The organism is Paenibacillus jepli (genome assembly GCF_047238105.1).
Taxonomy (GTDB): Bacteria; Bacillota; Bacilli; order Paenibacillales; family Paenibacillaceae; genus Paenibacillus_D.
On record NZ_JBDFMD010000001.1, the window covers coordinates 3,306,805 to 3,327,513 of the forward strand.

Annotated in this window: 18 protein-coding genes and 1 pseudogene; all 19 read right to left on the reverse strand. The window is 59.0% G+C overall.

Features of this window, described 5'->3' with window-relative positions; genetic code table 11:
- Positions 1-20 precede the first annotated feature (20 nt).
- Positions 21-791, reverse strand: a complete 771-nt coding sequence (locus tag ABC336_RS14555) for a type III pantothenate kinase (protein WP_413239321.1) — start codon at positions 789-791, stop codon at positions 21-23.
- A complete protein-coding gene (nadC, locus tag ABC336_RS14560; RefSeq protein ID WP_413239322.1) occupies positions 792-1,667 on the reverse strand; it encodes a carboxylating nicotinate-nucleotide diphosphorylase in 876 nt (291 codons plus the stop codon). It abuts the gene before it with no gap.
- Positions 1,660-3,273, reverse strand: a complete 1,614-nt coding sequence (gene nadB / locus ABC336_RS14565; RefSeq protein WP_413242523.1) for an L-aspartate oxidase — start codon at positions 3,271-3,273, stop codon at positions 1,660-1,662. The genes nadC and nadB overlap by 8 nt, the downstream gene beginning before the upstream one ends.
- Positions 3,274-3,308: 35 nt before the next feature.
- Positions 3,309-4,247: a quinolinate synthase NadA gene (gene nadA, locus ABC336_RS14570; protein WP_413239323.1), complete on the reverse strand. Its 939-nt coding sequence runs from the start codon at positions 4,245-4,247 to the stop codon at positions 3,309-3,311.
- A gap of 423 nt (positions 4,248-4,670) precedes the next feature.
- Complete coding sequence (gene ftsH, locus ABC336_RS14575) at positions 4,671-6,686, reverse strand: ATP-dependent zinc metalloprotease FtsH (RefSeq protein WP_413239324.1); 2,016 nt, start codon at positions 6,684-6,686, stop codon at positions 4,671-4,673.
- A 113-nt stretch (positions 6,687-6,799) separates the two neighbouring features.
- A complete protein-coding gene (gene hpt, locus ABC336_RS14580) occupies positions 6,800-7,342 on the reverse strand; it encodes a hypoxanthine phosphoribosyltransferase (RefSeq protein ID WP_413239325.1) in 543 nt (180 codons plus the stop codon).
- A 58-nt stretch (positions 7,343-7,400) separates the two neighbouring features.
- Positions 7,401-8,816, reverse strand: coding sequence for a tRNA lysidine(34) synthetase TilS (tilS, locus tag ABC336_RS14585; protein WP_413239326.1), 1,416 nt, complete (start codon positions 8,814-8,816; stop codon positions 7,401-7,403).
- Between the two features lie 38 nt (positions 8,817-8,854).
- Positions 8,855-9,775, reverse strand: coding sequence for a serine/threonine protein kinase (locus ABC336_RS14590; RefSeq protein ID WP_413239327.1), 921 nt, complete (start codon positions 9,773-9,775; stop codon positions 8,855-8,857).
- Positions 9,759-10,484: a vWA domain-containing protein gene (locus ABC336_RS14595; RefSeq protein WP_413239328.1), complete on the reverse strand. Its 726-nt coding sequence runs from the start codon at positions 10,482-10,484 to the stop codon at positions 9,759-9,761. The genes ABC336_RS14590 and ABC336_RS14595 overlap by 17 nt, the downstream gene beginning before the upstream one ends.
- A gap of 200 nt (positions 10,485-10,684) precedes the next feature.
- Positions 10,685-13,189 (reverse strand): stage II sporulation protein E, encoded by a 2,505-nt coding sequence (gene spoIIE, locus ABC336_RS14600; RefSeq protein WP_413239329.1) that lies wholly within the window; start codon positions 13,187-13,189, stop codon positions 10,685-10,687.
- Between the two features lie 486 nt (positions 13,190-13,675).
- Positions 13,676-14,200 carry a S1 domain-containing RNA-binding protein gene (locus ABC336_RS14605; protein WP_413239330.1) on the reverse strand — a complete coding sequence of 175 codons (525 nt, stop codon included), beginning with the start codon at positions 14,198-14,200 and terminating at the stop codon, positions 13,676-13,678.
- Between the two features lie 149 nt (positions 14,201-14,349).
- Entirely contained in the window at positions 14,350-14,667 is a 318-nt protein-coding gene (locus tag ABC336_RS14610; protein WP_413239331.1) for an FtsB family cell division protein, read from the reverse strand.
- Positions 14,651-15,283, reverse strand: coding sequence for a spore cortex biosynthesis protein YabQ (gene yabQ, locus ABC336_RS14615; protein ID WP_413239332.1), 633 nt, complete (start codon positions 15,281-15,283; stop codon positions 14,651-14,653). The genes ABC336_RS14610 and yabQ overlap by 17 nt, the downstream gene beginning before the upstream one ends.
- Positions 15,280-15,561, reverse strand: coding sequence for a sporulation protein YabP (yabP, locus tag ABC336_RS14620; RefSeq protein WP_413239333.1), 282 nt, complete (start codon positions 15,559-15,561; stop codon positions 15,280-15,282). The genes yabQ and yabP overlap by 4 nt, the downstream gene beginning before the upstream one ends.
- A gap of 222 nt (positions 15,562-15,783) precedes the next feature.
- Positions 15,784-16,065 carry an RNA-binding S4 domain-containing protein gene (locus ABC336_RS14625; protein ID WP_413239334.1) on the reverse strand — a complete coding sequence of 94 codons (282 nt, stop codon included), beginning with the start codon at positions 16,063-16,065 and terminating at the stop codon, positions 15,784-15,786.
- 3 nt (positions 16,066-16,068) lie between these two features.
- A pseudogene (locus ABC336_RS14630) lies at positions 16,069-16,339 on the reverse strand (HU family DNA-binding protein).
- Positions 16,340-16,550: 211 nt separating this feature from the next.
- Positions 16,551-18,032 (reverse strand): bifunctional methyltransferase/pyrophosphohydrolase YabN, encoded by a 1,482-nt coding sequence (gene yabN, locus ABC336_RS14635; protein WP_413239335.1) that lies wholly within the window; start codon positions 18,030-18,032, stop codon positions 16,551-16,553.
- A gap of 27 nt (positions 18,033-18,059) precedes the next feature.
- Positions 18,060-19,853: a polysaccharide biosynthesis protein gene (locus ABC336_RS14640; protein WP_413239336.1), complete on the reverse strand. Its 1,794-nt coding sequence runs from the start codon at positions 19,851-19,853 to the stop codon at positions 18,060-18,062.
- 229 nt (positions 19,854-20,082) lie between these two features.
- Positions 20,083-20,625, reverse strand: coding sequence for a stage V sporulation protein T (spoVT, locus tag ABC336_RS14645; protein WP_413239337.1), 543 nt, complete (start codon positions 20,623-20,625; stop codon positions 20,083-20,085).
- Between the last annotated feature and the right edge of the window lie 84 nt (positions 20,626-20,709).

The window sequence follows — 20,709 nt, forward strand, 5'->3', positions numbered from 1 at the left end:
TTCTCGGGTAGTCGTCATGATTACGATTCGCGGTTGCGGTCGTAGACCAGACGAAGCCCTTCTAGGGTCAGCAACGGATCTACCTCATGGATCGCTTCGGACTCTGCAGCGATCAGATCGGCCAGCCCGCCGGTCGCGATCACCCGCGGATCTACGCCAAATTCGCCCCGGATCCGCTTGACGATGCCGTCGACCTGACCGGCATAGCCGAAGATGATGCCGGCCTGCATCGAGGTGACCGGATTGCGTCCGATCACGCTACGCGGCTTCACCAGCTCGATGCGCGGCAGCTTGGCAGCACGCTGGTATAGCGCCTCCGTCGAGATGCCGATGCCCGGCACGATCGCGCCCCCGAGGTAATTGCCGGCTTCATCAATATAATCGAATGTTGTCGCCGTGCCAAAATCGACGACAATGAGCGGTGAGCCGTAACGCTCGATCGCAGCCACGGCATTGACGATCCGGTCCGCGCCTACTTCGCGCGGGTTCTCGTAACGGATATTCAGTCCAGTCTTGATGCCCGGCCCCACCACGAGCGGCGTCTTGCCGATATACTCTAGGCACAGCTGTTCCAGTGTGCGCATGAGCGGCGGCACGACCGAGGAGATGATGACGCCCTCGACCTGCTGGAGCCGGATCTGCGCATATTGGAACAAGTTGTAGATCGACATCCCGTACTCATCGACGGTTGCCGAGCGGTTCGTGCTGAGCCGCCAATGATGCAGCAGCTCTTTGCCCCGATAAATGCCAAGGACGATGTTCGTATTGCCTACATCCATAACCAGTATCACTTACTCGGCCGCTCCTTTCTTGCTTCCGAGGTCAAGGCTGATGTCCAGCGCATCGAAGGAATACGTCAGTGCGCCTACCGAGATGACATCGACGCCCGTCTCGGCAATGCCTCTTACAGAACCCAACGATACGCCGCCTGACGCCTCGATTATAACATGCGGCGCTTGCTGCCGAATATGACTGACAGCATTTGCCATGGCATCAAGCCCCATGTTGTCAAGCATGATGATATCCGCTCCGGAGGCGAGAGCCTCCTCGATCTGAGCAAAGGATTCGGTCTCCACCTCGATCTTCATCGTATGGGGGATGCGCCGGCGTGCAGCCTCGACCGCCTCCCGGATGCCTCCGGCGCCTTTGATATGATTGTCCTTGATCATGACGGCATCATAGAGGCCGAACCGGTGATTGGCGCCGCCGCCGACCCGGACCGCATACTTCTCCAGCATGCGGTGGCCAGGCGTCGTCTTGCGTGTATCGACCAGACGCACCGGCAGATCGCTTACCTGGTCTACGAAGCTGCGGGTCTTCGTAGCGATCCCAGAGAGCCGCTGCATCAGGTTCAGCGCGAGCCGTTCGCCGGTGAGCAGACTGTGTGTACTGCCCTCAACCTCGGCGATCACGGTCCCGCTCGTGATGAAGTCCCCTTCCTGGACCAGCGGCTTGAAGAGCAGCGCCTTGTCCACGACCCGGAAGACCTGCTCTGCGACCGGCAGGCCGGCGATGATGCCATCCTGCTTGGCATGGATAACCGCCCGGCTAGTGCTCCCGGCCGGTATCGTCGTCATGGTGCTGATGTCGCCGGAGCCGACGTCCTCGGCGAGCCAGCCCTGGATCTGCACGATCAGCGCCTCGTTATATGTACTCCACTCACTCATCGCCAATACGCTCCTCCGTCAGTCCATGTTCTCGGTGTTGCACCGTATGCTTGCGCCATAAAAGGTCATCTCTCTCGGGAAAGTCTTCTCGGGAATGCGCGCCCCGGCTCTCCTCCCGGGCCAGCGCGGCCTGGGTAGTCAGCATGGCACAGGTTAGCAGATTCGCAAATTCGAACTCTTCCCGCTTGGTCAGTACCGTCTGAAAGATCGGCAGCTGCCGCTTCAGCTCCTCGAGGCCCTTCAGCAATCCTTGCGCATCCCGTTTGAGGCCCGCGTACCGCACCATAATCTTCTGAAGCTTGAGCCGCTTCTCGACGACCGCCTGGATCGGCTGGATGCTGCGCAGCTCCGCTACGTACTGCTCGGGCTCCAGCGTCGGCGTCTCCAGCTCGCGGATCCGCTCGACGATCCGGCGGCCGAAGACGATCGCCTCGGACAATGAATTGCTGGCCAGCCGGTTGGCGCCATGGACGCCTGTAGACGAACACTCCCCGCACGCGAAGAGGCGCTTGACGTTGGTCTCGCCATGATGATCCGTCTTGACGCCCCCCATCATATAATGCGCTGCCGGTGCGACGGGAATCCAGTCTGTCGTCAGATCAAGACCGTACGTGAGGCAGAACTGGTAGATGTTCGGGAACCGGTGCTTGACCAACTCCACGGATTCGTGGGTAATATCGATAAAGACGAAGGTCGACTTGGTCGCCTCCATCTCGCTGACGATCGCCCGCGCCACCACATCGCGGGGAGCCAACTCCAGCTGCTCGTGATATCGCTCCATGAAACGCTCGCCCCGGATATTGCGCAGGACGGCGCCTTCGCCGCGCAGCGCCTCCGAGATGAGGAAGCGCGGCGCTCCTGGATAGCAGAGGGACGTCGGGTGGAACTGGATGAACTCGACATCCTGGATGTTGGCACCCGCCCGGTAAGCCATCGCGATGCCGTCTCCGGTAGCGACATCCGGGTTGGTCGTATAACGGTACAACTGACCGGCACCGCCGCTGCACAGCACCGTGGCCTTGCCCTTGACGATGAGCCGACTGCCGTCCGGACGCTGCACAAGTGCGCCCAGGCATTCATCGCCCTGGGTGATCAGATCGATGACGAAGCAGTCATCCCACACTTCAATATTGGGGTAGTCCTTGGTCTTCTCCGACAGCGCGCGCACGATCTCGAAGCCCGTCGCATCGCCGTTGGCATGCAAGATCCGGCGCTGGCTGTGAGCACCTTCCTTGGTCAGAGCGAACTCGCCGTTCTCCTGATCGAAGCGCGTCCCCATCTTAACCAGATCCTCCACGCCTTTCGTGCCTTCATGGACGAGGATATCTACCGCTTCCGGCTTGCACAGTCCTGCCCCGGCGAGCAGCGTATCCTGCCGGTGGTATGCTGGAGAGTCATCCTCCGAGATGACGGCAGCGATGCCCCCTTGCGCGTAACGGGTATTGCTGTCGAGCAGCGATTTCTTGGTGAGCATCAATACCTTGTCGTTCTCGCTCGCCTTGATGGCGGTAAAAAGACCGGCTATGCCGGCCCCGATGACGATAACATCCTTCTCTACGACAGGTAGTTCATCCAATGTAAAATCAACGAGGTATCTAGGAATCATCATCGTGTATCCTCCACACAAGAGAGTAGCGCATGCTACTTGACTTGCAGCATGCGCTCCAGGGACAACCGGGCTTGATCCGCAATATGCGGCGGGACATAGATCTGCGGCTGCATCGTCTCCAAGCATTTGACCAGCTTCTTGAGGTTGTTGACCTTCATGTTCGGGCAGACGAGGTATTTGGTCGCAAAATGAAACGACTTCTCCGGGCTGTCCATACGCAGCTGATAGCCGGTTCCGTCCTCCGTACCGACGATAAATTCCTTATGATCCGACTCGCGGCAATATTTGATAATCGCTGTGGTACTGCCGACAAAATCACCCATCGCCACGACCTCCGGACGGCACTCCGGATGAACGACGAACTGGGCATTTGGATGCTTGGCGCGCATCTCCTCGACATCCTTAACGGTCAACATGTCGTGCGTGTTGCAGTAACCTTCCCAGATGATCATTTTTTTATCGGTTTTCTGCTGGACATAGTGGCCCAGATTTTTGTCGGGAACCCAGATAATCTCATCGGAATCGACCGAATTGACCACCTTGACCGCATTGGCCGAGGTACAGCAAATATCCGTCTCTGCCTTCACGTCAGCAGACGAATTGATGTAGGTTACCACTTTTGCATTGGGGTGCTGCGCCTTCAGCTTGCGTAGCCCATCCACACCCACCATATCGGCCATCGGACAGCCTGCGCGCTCGTCTGGGATAATGACGGTTTTATTAGGAGCCAGTATCTTGGCACTCTCCCCCATAAAGTGAACCCCGCAGAATACGATCGTATCCGCATCGGTCTCGGCCGCTTTCTGGGCGAGCAGGAAGGAGTCGCCGCGGAAGTCGGCCACCTCCTGGATCTCATCGCGCTGATAGTAATGCGCCAAAATAATCGCGTTGCGTTCCTTCTTCAGTTGCTCCAGACGCTCACGAAGTTCCTTGTTCTGCTGCTGCTTACGCTCGAGAGCCAAAGCCTCCATCTCGAATCCTCTCCTCGTGTATGTCGATCGGCGTGAAACCAAGCGTGCGGCTGCACGGCTGCACTCTTATAGTGTTGGCTTAAGCCGGACGATTCATTAGTTATCCCTTAATGTACACAACCCTGGAGGGACTGTCAATAAACGGGCGGACATTCATCCTGCCGTGCCGGGAAGCAGCAGCAAGCATGGACCAGCTTATGTCATGAAGGCGACCTGATATCGGATAATACGAATCCTCGTCTTATCCGATGAGACAAGCAAAAACGACTTCGTCGTCCTAAGCGCACGGCTATCGCCGTCCTCTGACGGCGTCGCTAGTTTCATTCCGGAGAAATATAAGCCAAGTAGGTGTGTAAAACATATACTTTCTTATATTTCAAAACTAAAAACGCTGCCCTCGCGGGCAGCGTCGTTGCATAACAGTTATTTCTTATCAGGGTCGTCATTGCCGCCTTGCGTGTCATCCGCCGGCGTCGGGATATCCTCGCCAGGTTCGCGCTTCTGGATACGCACCTTGACATTGCCAAGCGTATCAACGGTAGGCTCACCCTTCGTTTCTTCACCTGAATCGGCAGGAGGCGGCTCCTCGCCAGGAGGCAATTCAAGCGTGCCGGTCTCGATCAGACGCTTGATCTGATCCATCTCCAGCGTCTCCACCTCCAACAGCGTCTGCGCGATCAGATGCATCTCTTTGCTCTTCTCGGTCAACACCTGCTTGGCGCGTTCGTAACATGCGCTGATGAATTGCTGCATCTCCTGATCGATCTCATAGGCGATGGCGTCCGAGTAGTTCTGCTCGTGACCGATATCGCGGCCCAGGAACACCTGCCCCTGCTGCGAGCTGCCGAACTGCATCGGTCCCAGCTTCTCGCTCATGCCATACTCCATAATCATGCTGCGGACGATCCCCGTCGCATGCTTGAAGTCGCTGTAGGCACCGGTACCGATCTCGCCGATGAACAGCTCCTCGGCGACACGCCCGCCGAGCAAGCCCGTCACTTTATCGAGCAGCTCGTTCTTCGTGACCAGCATCCGATCTTCCTTCGGCAGCATGATGACATATCCGCCAGCCTTGCCCCGGGGGATGATCGTGACCTTATGGACCGTGTCGGCATGCTCCAGGAAGTATCCGAGAATCGTATGCCCGGCTTCGTGATAAGCGACGATCCGCTTCTCACGGTCGCTGATGACCCGGCTCTTCTTCTCGGTACCGACGATGACGCGGTCGATCGCGTCGTCGATCTCGTGCATGCCGATCTCTTTCTTGTTGCGGCGCGCAGCGAGGAGAGCAGCCTCGTTGAGGAGGTTCTCCAGGTCTGCGCCAGAGAATCCGGTCGTCCGCTTGGCTACTACGTCCATCCGCGCTTCCTTGCTGATCGGTTTGTTGCGCGCGTGGACCTTGAGCACCGCTTCGCGGCCTTTGACATCCGGACGGTCGACCGTGATCTGACGGTCGAACCGGCCCGGACGGAGCAGCGCCGGGTCAAGAATATCGGCGCGGTTGGTAGCAGCGATCATGATGATGCCTTCGTTGGCGCCGAAGCCATCCATCTCGACGAGCAACTGGTTGAGCGTCTGTTCGCGCTCGTCATGCCCGCCGCCCAGACCGGCTCCGCGCTGGCGACCGACGGCATCGATCTCATCGATGAATATGATACATGGCGCGTTCTTCTTGGCGTTCTCGAACAAGTCTCTGACGCGCGAGGCGCCGACCCCGACGAACATCTCCACGAAGTCCGAACCCGAGATAGTAAAGAACGGTACGCCCGCTTCGCCGGCAACGGCGCGAGCAAGCAAAGTCTTACCTGTACCCGGAGGACCTACGAGCAGGACCCCTTTAGGGATACGTGCGCCTACAGCGGCGAATTTGCGTGGATCCTTGAGGAATTCCACGACCTCCACAAGCTCTTGCTTCTCTTCATCGGCCCCCGCCACATCTTCAAAGGTGACGCGCTTCTTCTCTTCATTATACAGCTTGGCGCGGCTCTTGCCGAAGTTCATCACTTTGCCGCCGCCGCCCTGTGCCTGATTGATCAGGAAGAAGAACAGGATGAAAATGATCACAAAAGGTATGATTGAGGTAAGGAACGTCAGCCAGAAGCTTGGCGTATCCATTGGCTCAAAATTAATTCTCAGCCCATTGGCTTCGGCTGCGTCGGTTAATTCTTTGACCGCGTACTCTTCCACGTTGATGCGCGAATAGAACTTATTGGATTCGGCATCTTCGGCCTGGTTCTTGAATTCCCCCGTGATGTAATACGTGTAATCATCGAACTTCATGGTCAGGTTATCGACATTGTCGGTCTGCAGCTCCGTGCGAAGCTGGTCGTAACGAAGCTCGACCGCCGAATCGCCGGAGTTGCTCAGTACCTGAACGATCCCCACTGTGACCAAAAAGATGAGTAAATAAAATCCCGTGTTACGGATGATCCGATTCATCCCCTACCTCCTCTCAAGACGCTTTAAATATTTTACCATAGCAGGTCTTTCCACCACAATAGAACCGCAGGTTGGGGGAAGATCAGGTATGGGGACAACCCGAATCGGGCCTATCAGTCCTTGGTATAGATCTCGGAACGAAGCACACCGATAAAAGGAAGATTGCGATACTTCTCGGCGTAATCCAGCCCGTAGCCGACGATAAATTCGTCCGGCAGCTTGAAGCCCGTGTAGTCCGCTTCCAGTCCTACCGTACGGCGGGCCGGCTTGTCGAAAAGCGTGACGACATGGACAGACTTGGCGTTGCGGCGCTCCAGCACATCGATCAGGTAGCTGAGCGTCAGTCCGCTGTCGATGATGTCCTCGACGATCAGGACGTCGCGGCCTTCGACCGGCACGTCCAGATCCTTGATAATCTTGACCACGCCCGACGACTTGGTGGACTGGCCGTAGCTGGATACCGCCATGAAATCCAGCTCAAGCGGAATATGGATGTTCTTCACCAGGTCCGCCATAAAGATGAACGCGCCTTTCAGTACGCAGATGACGAGGGGGTTGCGCCCTTCGAAATCCCGGCCTACCTCCTCCGCCAGTTCCTTGACGCGCTGCTGGATCTGGTCGGCATCAAACAATATTTCATGAATGTCATTAAGCAAAACGGGACCTCCCACTTGTTAGCTATACTTATGATTATATAAGTGCTCCCATGCGCAATCAAGCGAACTGCACCCGGATGCGCAGCTCGGCCCCTCCAGGGAGCCCGGTCAGGGCATGCGAGGACCGCCGGATGCCCGGGATCCATAACAGCTTCCCGTCCGCATCGCAGACGATCGGCAGCTTCCCGCGCTGAGACGGCGGGATTTTTTCATCAACGAACATATCTTGCACTTTTTTGGTCCCTTCTAATCCCAGCACCGCCATCCGGTCTCCCGGACGCCTGGTGCGGATGACCAGAGGAAAACGCAGCGCCTGCGCGTCGAACACCGCCTCATAACGGCTGCCCGGCTTGACGCCGCCCGCATCCGTCCAATCGAACGAGAAGATCGTCTGCGGATCGGTCTCGCGGATGACCAGCTCGCTCGTCACCGCAGACACCTCATATGCATACTCCAATCCTTCACTTGCAATATGTATGTTGCTTCGCAGCCAGCGCAGCCGGTCGTACTCGCGCAGAAAGACGATGCCCTCCCCGGCATCGGTCCGCCAGGTCGTCTGGGTATCGTCCAGCGCCGCCGTCCGCATCGCTTCTACCCGCTCATAAGTCGCGGAGTCCCGCTCAGGGGATAGATAGTATAATATTAGTTTAATCAATCTCCTTTGTAAAGCGACATGCAGGCTCAGCAAGCCTGCTCTGTCCATGGACAGACCCTCCTTCTCCGATCGGACAAGCCGCTCGAAGTGCTGCTCTGTCTGACTGCCGAGCAGGTCATCCTCCTGTGCCGCGACCTCGGCCAGCCGGCACAGCGCTTCGCGCAGCTCGGGGTTGTAGTCGGCGAGTACCGGCATCACATCCAGCCGCAGCGCATTGCGCACATAATCGCGGGTCTGGTTGCTCTCATCCTCCACCCAGGACAGCCCCTGCCGCACGCAGTAATTCGCAAGCTCCGACTTGGGCACCTCCAGCAACGGCCGGATCAGATCCACCTCGTGTTCCGTCCGGCGCATCCGCATGCCGGCCAACCCGGCAGGACCCGTGCCACGCAGCACGCGCATCAGCACGGTCTCCGCCTGATCGTCAGCGTGGTGGCCGAGCGCGATCCGCACAGCTCCGATCCGCGCTGCCGTCTCATGGAGGAACCGGTACCGGAGCTCCCGGGCGGCCAGCTGCGTGTTACGCGAGGTCTGCCGCTTGTGCGCTCTCACATCCAGCTGGCCATACTCGCAGGGGATCCCCAGCGAGCCGCAGAACTGCCGGACGGCTGCCGCCTCCAGATCGGATGCCTGCCGCAAGCCGTGATGGACATGCGCCGCCGTCAGCAGGAAGCCTTCCTGCTCGGCCAGCCGGTGCAGGATGTGCAGCAGGGCGGTCGAATCGACGCCGCCGGAGACGGCAACCAGGATATGCTCGCCCGGCTGCCACAGCCCTTCCCGGACCGCGCCTGCGGAGATCTGTCTCAATAGTTGGTCCATATGCATATCCTCCACAGCTGCTTCGTATTACTACCCGATTACAAGCCGGTCCGAATCAGCCAAATCATCGACGCGGCAAAGAGGAGCGCCGAGACCAGCAGCAGGCGCCGCATCCAGCGGGGCGCTGCGCTGCGCCGCCTGCTTCCCGGTCGGTGGGCAAGCCGCTGCCAGGCAGCGGCAGCCTCACGGGTGTCCGCATACCCTCCGTGCAGCGCCTTGCGCAGCCAGCCGGCGAATGGCTTCAACGCCGGCTGGTCCTGGGTCAGCTTCATCAGCTCCTCGGGCACACGGTTCTGCGGCAGCAGCGTCCGGGTCAGCTCCGCAAGCCGTTTGCTCTCGAACAACTGGATACACAGCACAGCATATGAGAACAGATCGTACTGCGGGTCAGCGGTACGCGAACCGGCCGACCAATAACCGCGGTCGTAGATCTCAGTGAACTGGCGCACGCTTTTGCCGATCGCGCTCACCCCGCCATAGTCAACAAGCTGAGCCCGGCCGTAGTCCCCCACCAATACATTCTCCAGCTTGAGATCGCCGAACACCCAGCCCGATGCGTGCAGCCCTGCAAGCTTATTCAACAGATGAAAGCCGACCAGCGGGAACCATTCTGTTCCTTCCCGATTCAGATAATCGAGCAACGACAGCCCCCGGACATACCGCATTACATAAAAGGGATGCTCCTTGCCGTCCTTACCCCTATAGTCGTCGACATCGACGAGGAAGACCTCCTCGCCCCGCTGATGCTGCGCCAGCGACTTGAGCACATTGACCTCCGACTGCAGATCGACGGCGTCGGAACCTACTTTAAAGGCATACCAGGCCCCTCCGCGTTCTACCAGGTAGACGCGGCCGTTGGCGCCTTCGCCGAGCAGACGCTCGATGCGGTAGCGGTTTTGCTTCCATTTGCCTGTGATGACCGTATCCCGGGCCAGCTTCGGCTCAACCGACGTTGCCACTCCTCATCCCATCCGTTTCCTCTCTATTGTCTCTACCATACTTGTCCTGGCGATAAAAATCAATCATATGCATGATCGCCGGTCCGGTCGGCGTCGTCCCCTGCATCGTAATCTTGGCAAACAGCGAGGGCAATCCCGCTGCGCTATCGGTCCAATCCAGCACCTGCGCGCACTCCGACCCGTACCGGGAGCCGGGGAAACGGAAGACGCTGATCTCGCTCTTGCCGGCTCTGGCCTGCAGACTGAGCATCAGATCATGAATCGCCTCTTCGACCGCCTTCATCTTGGACTTCATACTGGCGCTCGTGTCGATCAGCAATGCGACCTGAAGGCTGGAGGTCTCCCCCAGCTCGTCGATCACCCGCACCACCTCGCCGCGCTTCTCGGGGGGCAGCTCTTCGATCGAGGTGGAGCCAAACACCTGCTGCAGTTCCTTGTGGACTGCGCTCTGGATCGTGTGCATCACCGTCTTGCGGGTCATCATCTGCACCGTCCGGGCCAGCTCCTTCATCGTCACCATCCGGCTGAGCCCGCCGCCCGCCCGGGCGATCTCGTGGATCTCCGGCGCTCCGTAATCCGTCTCCTCGTCGTGGTCGAGCACCCCCACTACATTGACCGTGATTCCCTCTGACTGGGCATGCGCTGCAGCCACTACCGGACTGACCCCGACATTGGAGCAGCCATCCGTGATCAACAGGATTTGTCTCATACTTCCGCCTCCGATTCTTATTATATTCTATCTATCAGCATGCCCGGAATTGGGAGGGTTTAATCTATGCGACATTACGGAGCCTGACCGCAGTAGACACACAAGAAGAGACTGCTCTCCATGCCAAAAGCGGCGGAGGCAGTCTCTGATATGATCAAGTCGAGAGATTAGGGAACAACGATCCCCACCTCACAGACGGGTCAACTCACCGTGCGCGGCCGCTCGACCCGCGAGATGCCCGGCCAGCGGAAGGTCGCCCATTCCGGCTGATGCTTAGCTACCCGGGCGACGACGACCGTCATGTCGTCGATGATGTCGCCCTCGTGATAGCGGACGACGGTCTCCAGCAGGCTGTCTGCGATCTCCTGCGGCTCCTCCGCCTTGATCTCCTGGATGACCCGCTTCATCCACATCTCCTTGTTGACGGCATGCCCGGGGGCATCGAAGATGCCGTCCGTCATCATGATCAGCGTGTCGCCCGGCTGCAGCTGAATGCGGATCAGATCGACCTCGATATCCTGGAGGATGCCGACTGGCAGATTGTTGGCCGACACGACGATCACCTCCTGGCCGCGCTTGATGAAGCTCGGCGTCGAGCCGATCTTCATGAACGTCGTTCGCGCGGTGTACATGTCGATCAGCGCCACGTCGACCGTCGCGAATACTTCGTCGGATGAACGCAGCAGGAGCACCGAGTTGACCGATTTGATCGCCAGCTTCTCATCCATCCCCGACTGCAGCAGCTGCTGCAGGATCGTCAGCGCGGTGCTGCTCTCCATGCGCGCCCGCTCGCCGTTGCCCATGCCGTCGCTGATCGCTACGGCAAACTTGCCGTTGCCCAGCTCCACCGTGCTGAAGCTGTCGCCCGAGAGCAGATCGCCGCCCTTGGCAGCGCCAGCAACGCCGGTCTCGATCTCGAATTCCTTGGCCGAGCCGAACAGCACGGACACCGGCTTGCCGGTCTGCTCCGGCGGGATCTCCGCCTTCACGGCGATGTGCTCGCCGAGGATGTCGCTGAGCAGCGGCGCGATAATCTTGCGGCACTCGTCGTACCCTTTGCCAAAGGTATGGCCGATCTCGATCTCGACATTGCCCTCCTCGAGACTGATGATATCGACGCTGTGGATCGACAATCCGAGCCCCTCGAGCGCTTCGCGGATCTGCTCCTCCTGCAAGTGCAGCTCCTGCCCTTCGCGCCGGATCTCCCTGGCAAGGTCCTCCATCACCTGGGAGACGCCGGAGAGCTGCTCCGCCACCAGCTGGCGGGACTCCTGGATCTGCTGTTTGTAGTACTGATCATGCTGATACAGCTCATACTGCTGGGTCATCACGTTCAGGATCTGTTGGGGACGCACGCAGTGCACCGTCCATTCCCGCGGGATATCTTTGTTCCCCGGTCGCCGGTTCTCCTCGATCGTCTGCATCATCTCCGTCATCACCTTATATGTCTGATAGAACTTGCTGTCCCAGCACATTCCCTTGCGGTGGCAGCTGGCACAGGTCTTCTCAGCCACGGCATTCATGAAATGCCCCACCTTCTCCTCGCGCTTGGTCTCCACCGTCTCTTCCCGCGGCCCAAACTGACCAAAGCTGCGTGCGAGCTGCCGGAACACATCCGAGAACTGGGTCACCCTTTGTGCAGTAACTTCCCTGACGCGCTTGGCATACTCATGCTGGGACTTGGCATGCTCCTGCGTCCCCGGTACATAGCGGGCGATCGTACGCGTAATGCTGGACGGCGTCATTAAGAACAGGACGGCAGCGGTCACCGACGCCCACGTGGAGGCCATCACATCGGATTGAGTTCCTATATAGATAGAGAGGATCGACGTTCCGAGCAGCATGCCGAAGGCGACAGCCGGCTTGCCGCCTTCGCGCAGCAGACCGGCGAGCAGACCGGCAAACGCGAGGATGCTCATCTGGGCCACCGATTGCAGAGATGCCAGCGACAGGATGAGTCCAACGACGACGCCAACCGACGCCCCGAGCGGCGCGCCGCCAGCCAAGGCGAAGAGCAGCAGCAAGTAACGGGACATCACCTGTTCGATCGACATGCCGTTCACCGCCCAGCCGACCAGTCCGGTCATAATGGCTGCGAGCATGATCATCAGACAGATGATCTCTTCATGCTTGAGCGAAGCGGTCTTCTTGGTCATCGTGAATACAGGAATCGCCTGGACGAACACCAGTGTCAGCACGAAGCCGAGACCCGCCTCTACGCCTACCATCGTCAGCTGATACCAGCCCAGCGTCTCTGTCATGATGGTGCCGAACAGCCGTACCAGCAGAGTGGAGATGAAGACGAGCAGCGGCGCATAGGACAGCTCTGCCTTCTCATACGCTTCCAGCCCTTTGACGAGCAGGAAGAAGACGACGAGCTCCAGGGCAATCCACACCGGTGCAGGAGTAATGGAGAAGAAGCTGCCGGCGACGAGCGACACGGCGACCGCGCGGTACATATCCCGGCGCATGAAGTAGATGACGGCGAAGTAGGCAACGGCAAATGGCGTCAGCGTCTCCAGGATCATCGCCCGGCCGAGCAGGAAGCCGACAGCCATCAGCAGGAACGTCCACTTCTTGGCGGCAATGATCTGGAACAGCCGCTTGCCGCCCGCCCACTCTTTCGTCCGCCCCAGCATCATCTTGATACGGCCTGTCCGTTTTACGGTTCCGGGAAACATTACCAGGTTATGCTTGTCCATCATTAAGGCACCACCATTTCCGAATTTGTAGTGCCTCTTATTATAGGAGCTTGTCCGTATGAAGTTTGTCAGAACCCGCCCCGCCGCACAAAGTTTTTTCCGACAAAAACAATTCGGCCGCCGCGTGTTACCGCGTCCCTGGGATCCCTTGCTGGGCGCGTCCGGCAGCCGAATAGGCGGGATGCATAAGGAGCCTGATTCTACAAAAACTGTCCGCGTCTGCCGGTCCCTATCTGTAAATGTCCGTCCTAACCTGTCGGAGTTCCGGTATCCCGCAAGTAAAATAGCGGGATTCGGAACCTCCTTGTCTGTCGGAGTTCCGGTACCCGCAGAGAAAAATGAGATTCGGAACCTCCTTGTCTGTCGGAGTTCCGGTACCCGCAGAGAAAAATGAGATTCGGAACCTCCTTGTCTGTCGGAGTGCAAGGAGTACCCGGGAGCGGACGCAAAAAAAGCAGAACCGTATAGGCTCTGCTTGTAAATGTGCCATTACACTCGCTTGGCGCCGCGGCCTCCGCGTTTGCCTTCGGTGTTCTTCTTCAGGGACGAGATACGCTCTTCGCTGTCTTTTAGGAAGCGAGATACTTTATCCTCGAAAGTAGGTTTGCCAAAAGACGGTTTGCCATATGGCGGTTTGCCGGAATTGGATTTGTACGGACGGCCTCCGCCGCCTCCTCCTCCTCCTGTGCGAGGGAAACGGTCTCCGCCTCCTCCCGGACGTGGTCCACGGTCTCCGCTTCCGAAGCGTTCACGCTGCGGGGGCGCTTGGCCTTCTGGGCGATCGATCGCCTGTTTAATGGAAAGTCCGATCTTTCCGTCTTTGTCCACGTTGATCACTTTCACCTTGACAACATCGTCAATCTTCAGATGATCTTTCACGTCCTTGACGTAATTATCGGCAATTTCCGAAATGTGAACTAGCCCCGTGACACCTCCCGACAAATCGACGAATGCCCCGAAATGCGTAATGCCTGTCACTTTGCCCTCTAGTTTGGCTCCCACTTCAATTGCCATAGAATAAAATGTTCCTCCCTAAAATTTTTGCGAAGCAATGCCTGCTTCGAAAGCGAGGCCTGATTCATCAAAGATGCACAGTTTGCTAAGCCTTTACCGTGATTATACCCGATGCCCGGAAGCAAGGTCAACAGACGTTCACCCGTTCTTCACTCCTCCGGAACCGTCACCTGAATCGGCCTCTCGCCGGGCTTGATCAGCCCGTACTGCTTGCGTGCAATCTCTTGAATATATTCAGCGTCGTTCAGCCGTTCCATCTTCTGCTGAAGCTCGGCACTCTTCTGCTCACTTGCTTCCAGCTGCTGCTCGATCGCCATCAGCTTGGACTGCGTCTCGGCCTGGCTGCCGGATTGTCCCACCATCGTGTAGACAGCCCAGCCCATGAAGAGACTGACGGCTATAAACCATAGCTTGAGCCTGCGCTTCGTGCCTGCGTATGCTGTTTGCTTGTTACCCGTTGCCGCCATCGTTACCGGACCTCCCAGACCATTTCTTCAAGCGCAATCCTAAACCTGCGGTTATGCCCCTCCACCGCGCGGCAAGTCCAAGCTTGCCTGCCATCGGGCTGACGAAGCGGGCAACCGGGCGCCAGAGGGGCCCGAAGATCCATGCTACGATCAACCAGAGCGGTTTCACCAATTGTATCACAATTCGAAAGAGCAGAATAGCGAAGGCCAACACAAGCCCCGCCACCACTCGGAGAAACTTCAGCAAAAGCTTGAGCGGCTTCAGCACTGCCCAATCCAGGCACGCGAGAAGCAGCCTCCAAATTCTTTGGAGTGTGTCCAATAACCATACCACAAATGCGATCACGGCTGAACTGAACAGCCAAAAATAGCACCCGATACCTAGTAGTAGGCCTACGAACACATACATGCGCAATTCGCCTTCATTGCTCGCCGCAAGAACGCGAAAGACGATCAGAGTCGCCGCCAGCCAGTACAGGAGATCGAGCACGGGAATCCATAGACGGCCGAGCCGCAGCCGGTTCGACACGACTCGATAGCCGTCGAAAGCCGCTCCCATCCCGAGTCCCGACAGCAGCATCATGGCCAGCGTCAAGAATTGGATGTTCAGACTCACTTGAATAGCTTCCCTAGCAGTCCTTTGGTTTTGGTCGCGGCTTGCCCGTCCAGATAGGCGAGTGAATGGACGAGTCCTTCGATCGCCACCAGTCCTTGCTCCAGACTGAGGTGCTTGATATGCAAATCCTGCCCTTTGATCGTCAAAAATCCGCAATCGGTCTCCAGCAGGAACTCCTCACTGTCGAAGCTCTCCACATTGCTTACCCCCGAGATCTCGAGGACCTTGCGGTTTAACATCTTGACTTCCTGACGTTTGGTTTTCCCCGGCTCTGCCATAGCTTGGCCCCTCCCTTCACATCCATAGCTTATGAGAGGGGGACAAGAATTAGAACAAGGGCGCCATACCCGTGCAGGAGGAGAGATCTTTAAGCTACGTTAGTCTTTAACCGATTGTGCGACGATTGAAACAGGGCCTCTTCGCATTATAAAAAGAGCCAACCATAATAATGGCTGACCCCGCGTACAGGCAGCTCCCGGCCGGGGCTGCCTGTACAATCGCTATGATTGCCAGTCGCTATTGCTGCTGGCGTGGGATTCTTCTTTCAGCAAGGTATACAGCTCGCTGGCCTCGTCCTTGCGGGTCGAGTCGGCGATCCGCTCGACGCGCACGGTCACCGTCTTCTGCCCAAACTGAATCTTGAGCTCGTCCCCGGGCTTGACCGTGCTGCTCGGCTTGGCGTCCCTGCCGTTGATCCAGACGCGTCCCTGATCGGATACGTCCTTGGCTACCGTACGCCGCTTGATCAACCGCGATACCTTGAGAAATTTGTCCAGTCGCATGGACTACTTCACAGCTTCTTTCAGTTTGTTGCCGGCCTTGAACGCTGGAACCTGGGACTCGGGGATCGAGATTTCCTTGCCGGTTTGCGGGTTGCGGCCTACGCGGCCGGAGCGCTTGCGAGTCTCAAACGTGCCGAAGCCGATAAGCTGCACTCTGTCTCCGCTGGCCAGAGCGTCGGTTACTTCGCAGAAAACCATTGAGTACGGATTCAACGTCACGTTTAGTAAGTCCGCTTTTGGCGGCGATGTTGTTGATCAGGTCTGTTTTGTTCATTATTGCATCCTCCTGCTTCTGAACTGGATTTGCCGGAATCTGCTGCCGGCGGTTGCGTGTACCTGGTTAGACGTACCACGAAGAATACTATTCTGCCCGGGTGCCGTTAAATCCTGCTGCTCCGCCAAAATTTTTAATTCCGCCCGTTATGGCGAAGCGTCTTTCCTGGCGAAATGGATGACCGCTGGACAGGATGTCGGTCGTATAACGGTTACGAATGCTGCTTGGCTTCTTCCCACCAGACATCCATTTCTGTTAAATCAGTCTGGTCAAAAGTTCGGCCGGCTATACGCAGCTTCTCCTCGATATAGCGGAATCGCTGCAGGAATTTGCGGTTGGTTCGGGCGAGCGATTCTTCCGGATCGGCGTCGATAAACCGGGAAGCGTTGACTGTGGCGAACAGCAGATCGCCAAGCTCGGCCGCTTGTTCATCCGCCGTTCCTGCCGCGATGGCTTCCCGCAGCTCGGCAAGCTCCTCCTCGATCTTGTCCAGCACCGGCGGCAGCGCATCCCAGTCGAAGCCGACCTTGGCCGCTTTCTTCTGGAGCTTGTAGGCCTTCATCAAGGCCGGCAGGTCAGGCGGGATGCCATCCAGCACCGACTGCTTCTCAGGGTCGATGCCTTTGCGGCGCTTCTCCTCGGCCTTCATCTGCTCCCAGCTCGCGAGCGCCTGCTCGGCATCCTCGGCATCGATCTCGCCGAATACATGCGGGTGGCGGAACAGCAGCTTTTCATTGAGCGTCTCGATGACATCGTAGACGTCGAATGTGCCTGTCTCCTCCTCCATCTGGCTGTGCAGCATAATCTGCAGCAGGACATCGCCGAATTCCTCCCGCATATGGACGGGGTCGTCATTGTCCAGCGCCTCGATCGCTTCGTATGTCTCCTCGATGAAGTTCTTGCGGATCGACTGATGGGTCTGCTCGCGGTCCCACGGGCAGCCTTCAGGGCTGCGCAGGATGGCTACGATCTCATGGAGCCGCTCGAACGAACGGTTCCGCAGCCGCTCATCCTCGGTTCGCGGGATCCAGACGAGCGACAGGTTGCCGAAGCCCGGCGTCCGGTCCAGCTCGTAGAGCGGTACGGTAAGGATCTGTTCCTCGCCCGCGACGCCCAGCGCATGGCCGATAACGACCGGATGCTCGTCGGGATACCGCTCCATCAAGGTCAGCTTGACGTCGGATGCGGTATAGGTGTCATAGACCTGTCCGATCACGGTGTGCAGCTGCGGCCGCAGCAGGTCTGCCCTCAGATCGGCGCCATCGAGCAGCTGGAAGCCCTCGATCGGGTCGAAGCCAAGCCGTACGAACGCCTGGTCGAGGAAGCTCTCCCCGCCCTTGACACTCAACTCCACGCCCTCCTGGGGGCAGCGCTCTCGCAGCAACTGCACGGTCCGCTCCGCCACCATCGGATGGCCGGGCACCGCATAGACGAGCGGCTGCTGCGACTCGCGGGCTTCGGCAATCAGCCGGTCCGCGATCGCTTCATACACCTCGGGAAACGAATCCGACGCCTCATACAGCTCATCGAACGAACGGTATGCCAATCCATGCTCTGTGAACAGACGCATCATCGGATGCCGGTCCGTCCGTACCCGGATGACCTCCGCCTCTTGGAGCGTACGCCAGATGCCCAGCGTCAGTTGGTCGGGATCGCCGGAGCCCAGTCCGACGATCGTAATGGCAGGTTGCATCGCCTGTCCCTCCTCATGAATGGGTAATCAATGTCTTCGGTCCTGCCCGGGCGTCTCCGCCTCGGCCGGGAGCAGACGCCACCGCCGCAGCCGCGCGGCGAGCTTCGCCCCGCCCGGCAGGGCGCGCAGCTCGCCCGCGCCAAATGCGCCGGCGCGCAGCAGCGCCGCCCCGTACACCGCTGCGCCGACGGCGACGCCCGTCAGCGCAAGCGCCGCCGCTGCCCCGCGAGTAGGCAGCGGCAAGGTCCAGCCGGGCAGCGCCGCAGCGCCGCGCCCGATCAGCACCAGCGCCGCGGCCATGCACGCGAGCGCGAGTACTCCGGCCGCCGCGGGCCGTATGGCCGCCGTGGCCCGGCCGTGGCCTGGGCTGGAGCTGGCGCGGCGCACAGCGGCCAGGCCCAGCAGGGCAGGCAGCGCGAGCGCAGCGATGCCGGCCCAGGCGGCGCCGGCGAGGCCGTGCTGCGGCACGAGCACGGCGTTGAGCGCCGCCTTGAGCAAGGCTGCCGCCAGCATCAAGACGGCCGGCGCCCGCACGGAGCCGAGGCCCTGCAGGACGGCAGCCGTCACCGCGCCTAGCGTGCCCGCGGCGGCTGTGCTGCCAACCAGCGCGAAGACGCGCGTCTGGGCGTTGTCTGCATACAGCATAACATTAATTGGCTCCGCCAGCAGCACCAGACCTGCAGCAGCAGCTGTACCGATATACCATGCCAGCCGGAGCGCCAGGCTTGTCTGGCGCGCCACTGCTGTGAGATCGCCGCGTGCCCTGGCGGCGGCGAGTGCCGGCACGAGCGCTGCCGCGGCGGCGGCGGCCACCATCACGACCAGCTGCACCAGCGGCTGCACGCGGCTGTATTGGCCGAACTGCTCCATCGCTTGCGGCGCTCCCAGACCGCTGCCTTGCAGCAGACGAGGGATTGTGAAGCTGTCGACGATGCCGAAGATCGGGATGGCGACAGAACCGAGCGCTACAGGCACCGCAAGCGCCAGCATCCGCCGGATCAGCCCTCCCCCATGATCAGTCGCTGCAGGCCCACCCTTGCACTCATCGCCAGATCCTGCGTTCACAGCTTCCCCCACTGATGATCGCTCCAAGTCGGCTGCAGGAAGCGCTGGCTTGCCGCGCCGCGCCGCCCGCCACCAGAACAGCAGCATCGTCAGCAGACCAGCCGCTCCGCCCGCCGCAGACCCGGCCAGAGCTCCAGAAGCAAGCCCCTTGTCCGACCACCCCCAGGTAAGCCCGGCATATAGCAGAAGCAGCATCACCGCTACCCGGACGGACTGCTCCACGACCTGGGAGACTGCTGAGGGCCGCATCTGCTCCATCCCCTGGAAGTAGCCTCGCAGCGCCGCCATGGCAGGGACGAACCACAGGGCCAGCGAAGCGATCCGGATGGCTGCCGCCGCCTCGCTGTCGCCGATCCAGCGGGCGACCGCTCCCGCTCCCGCCCACATAAGAGCGAACCCGACCACTCCGCAGAGCCCCAGCAGCACTGTCCCGGCACGCAGCACACGGCGCATCCCTTCCGCGTCCCCTGCCTGGCGCCGCTCGGCGACCAGCAGCGACACCGCGACAGGAATCCCGGCCGTCGCCAGGAACAGCAGCAGCTGATAGAATGGGTAGACGGCATTGTAGATACCGAACACCCGGTCGCCGGCGAGATTCTGCAACGGGATCTTCTGCAGCGTGCCCAGCACTTTGCTGACCAGCGCCGCTGCACCCAGCCAAGCCGCGCCGCGCAGCCAGCTGCCGGAACGCCCGCCGGCTTCATGATCTGCAGGAACGTCCGGGGTGCCGGTCCGCTTGCCTTCTTTCTTCGTCATACCCGGTTCTGCTCCCCTCCCTGCACAATCCAACATTCTCTATTCGTTGTACTACATTTCACATAATCAATCAACTAAGCATTATTAAGTATAACTTAGTATTACTTAATATCACTAAGGGATGCCTAGCGATACCATTCATTCATGTGCATCCATGTGCATCAAAAAACCCTCAGCGTGCACTCGAAGGTGGCTGAGGGTTTGCTTGTGACGATGCTAGGGCAGCGTATTATTGCTCCATCTGTTTGGCCAGGAATCCGGCTGCTGTCTCCGTCATCTTGGTCTCCAGCGTGCCCATCTTGATCTGCTCATCCTTGCTGACCAATACTACGGTACCTATCGGGTCGCCACTGGAGATGATAGGCGCTACAACCACGGAGCTGTACTGTTCGCTTACGTCCTTGATCAGCTCGTAATTGCCGCCATCCGGCTCGGTGATGGTTTTGCGGTTGTCCATACAGTCTTCAAGCAACTGTCCAACCTGCTTGTCCAGGTACTCTTTCTTGGACGCGCCGGCCAGAGCAATGATCGTATCTCGGTCGGTAATCATCGTGATATGATTCGTGCTCTCATACAGGGAGTCGGCATACTCCTTGGCGAAGTCGCCAAGCTCTCCGATCGGTGAGTACTTTTTAAGGATCACTTCGCCATCGCGGTCAACGAAAATTTCCAGCGGGTCGCCTTCGCGGATCCGGAGCGTGCGGCGGATTTCCTTGGGGATCACCACCCGGCCCAGATCATCGATACGGCGGACAATTCCGGTTGCTTTCATGATTCATGTTGCCCCACTTTCTGTGACAGATTAGAGCCTTCGACGATGTCGTACGGCTAGTTCGTTTGGCCATTCTGTATGCGG

Coding starts and splice junctions, on each gene's coding strand:
- ftsH (WP_413239324.1), bottom strand. CDS start 6,686: ATGAATCGGATCATCCGTAACACGGGATTTTATTTACTCATCTTTTTG.
- nadB (WP_413242523.1), bottom strand. CDS start 3,273: ATGATTCCTAGATACCTCGTTGATTTTACATTGGATGAACTACCTGTC.
- spoIIE (WP_413239329.1), bottom strand. CDS start 13,189: ATGATGGACAAGCATAACCTGGTAATGTTTCCCGGAACCGTAAAACGG.
- ABC336_RS14625 (WP_413239334.1), bottom strand. CDS start 16,065: ATGCGACTGGACAAATTTCTCAAGGTATCGCGGTTGATCAAGCGGCGT.
- nadA (WP_413239323.1), bottom strand. CDS start 4,247: ATGGAGGCTTTGGCTCTCGAGCGTAAGCAGCAGCAGAACAAGGAACTT.
- ABC336_RS14595 (WP_413239328.1), bottom strand. CDS start 10,484: ATGAGACAAATCCTGTTGATCACGGATGGCTGCTCCAATGTCGGGGTC.
- spoVT (WP_413239337.1), bottom strand. CDS start 20,625: ATGAAAGCAACCGGAATTGTCCGCCGTATCGATGATCTGGGCCGGGTG.
- ABC336_RS14610 (WP_413239331.1), bottom strand. CDS start 14,667: ATGGCGGCAACGGGTAACAAGCAAACAGCATACGCAGGCACGAAGCGC.
- yabN (WP_413239335.1), bottom strand. CDS start 18,032: ATGCAACCTGCCATTACGATCGTCGGACTGGGCTCCGGCGATCCCGAC.
- nadC (WP_413239322.1), bottom strand. CDS start 1,667: ATGAGTGAGTGGAGTACATATAACGAGGCGCTGATCGTGCAGATCCAG.
- ABC336_RS14640 (WP_413239336.1), bottom strand. CDS start 19,853: ATGACGAAGAAAGAAGGCAAGCGGACCGGCACCCCGGACGTTCCTGCA.
- tilS (WP_413239326.1), bottom strand. CDS start 8,816: ATGGACCAACTATTGAGACAGATCTCCGCAGGCGCGGTCCGGGAAGGG.
- yabP (WP_413239333.1), bottom strand. CDS start 15,561: ATGGCAGAGCCGGGGAAAACCAAACGTCAGGAAGTCAAGATGTTAAAC.
- ABC336_RS14605 (WP_413239330.1), bottom strand. CDS start 14,200: ATGGCAATTGAAGTGGGAGCCAAACTAGAGGGCAAAGTGACAGGCATT.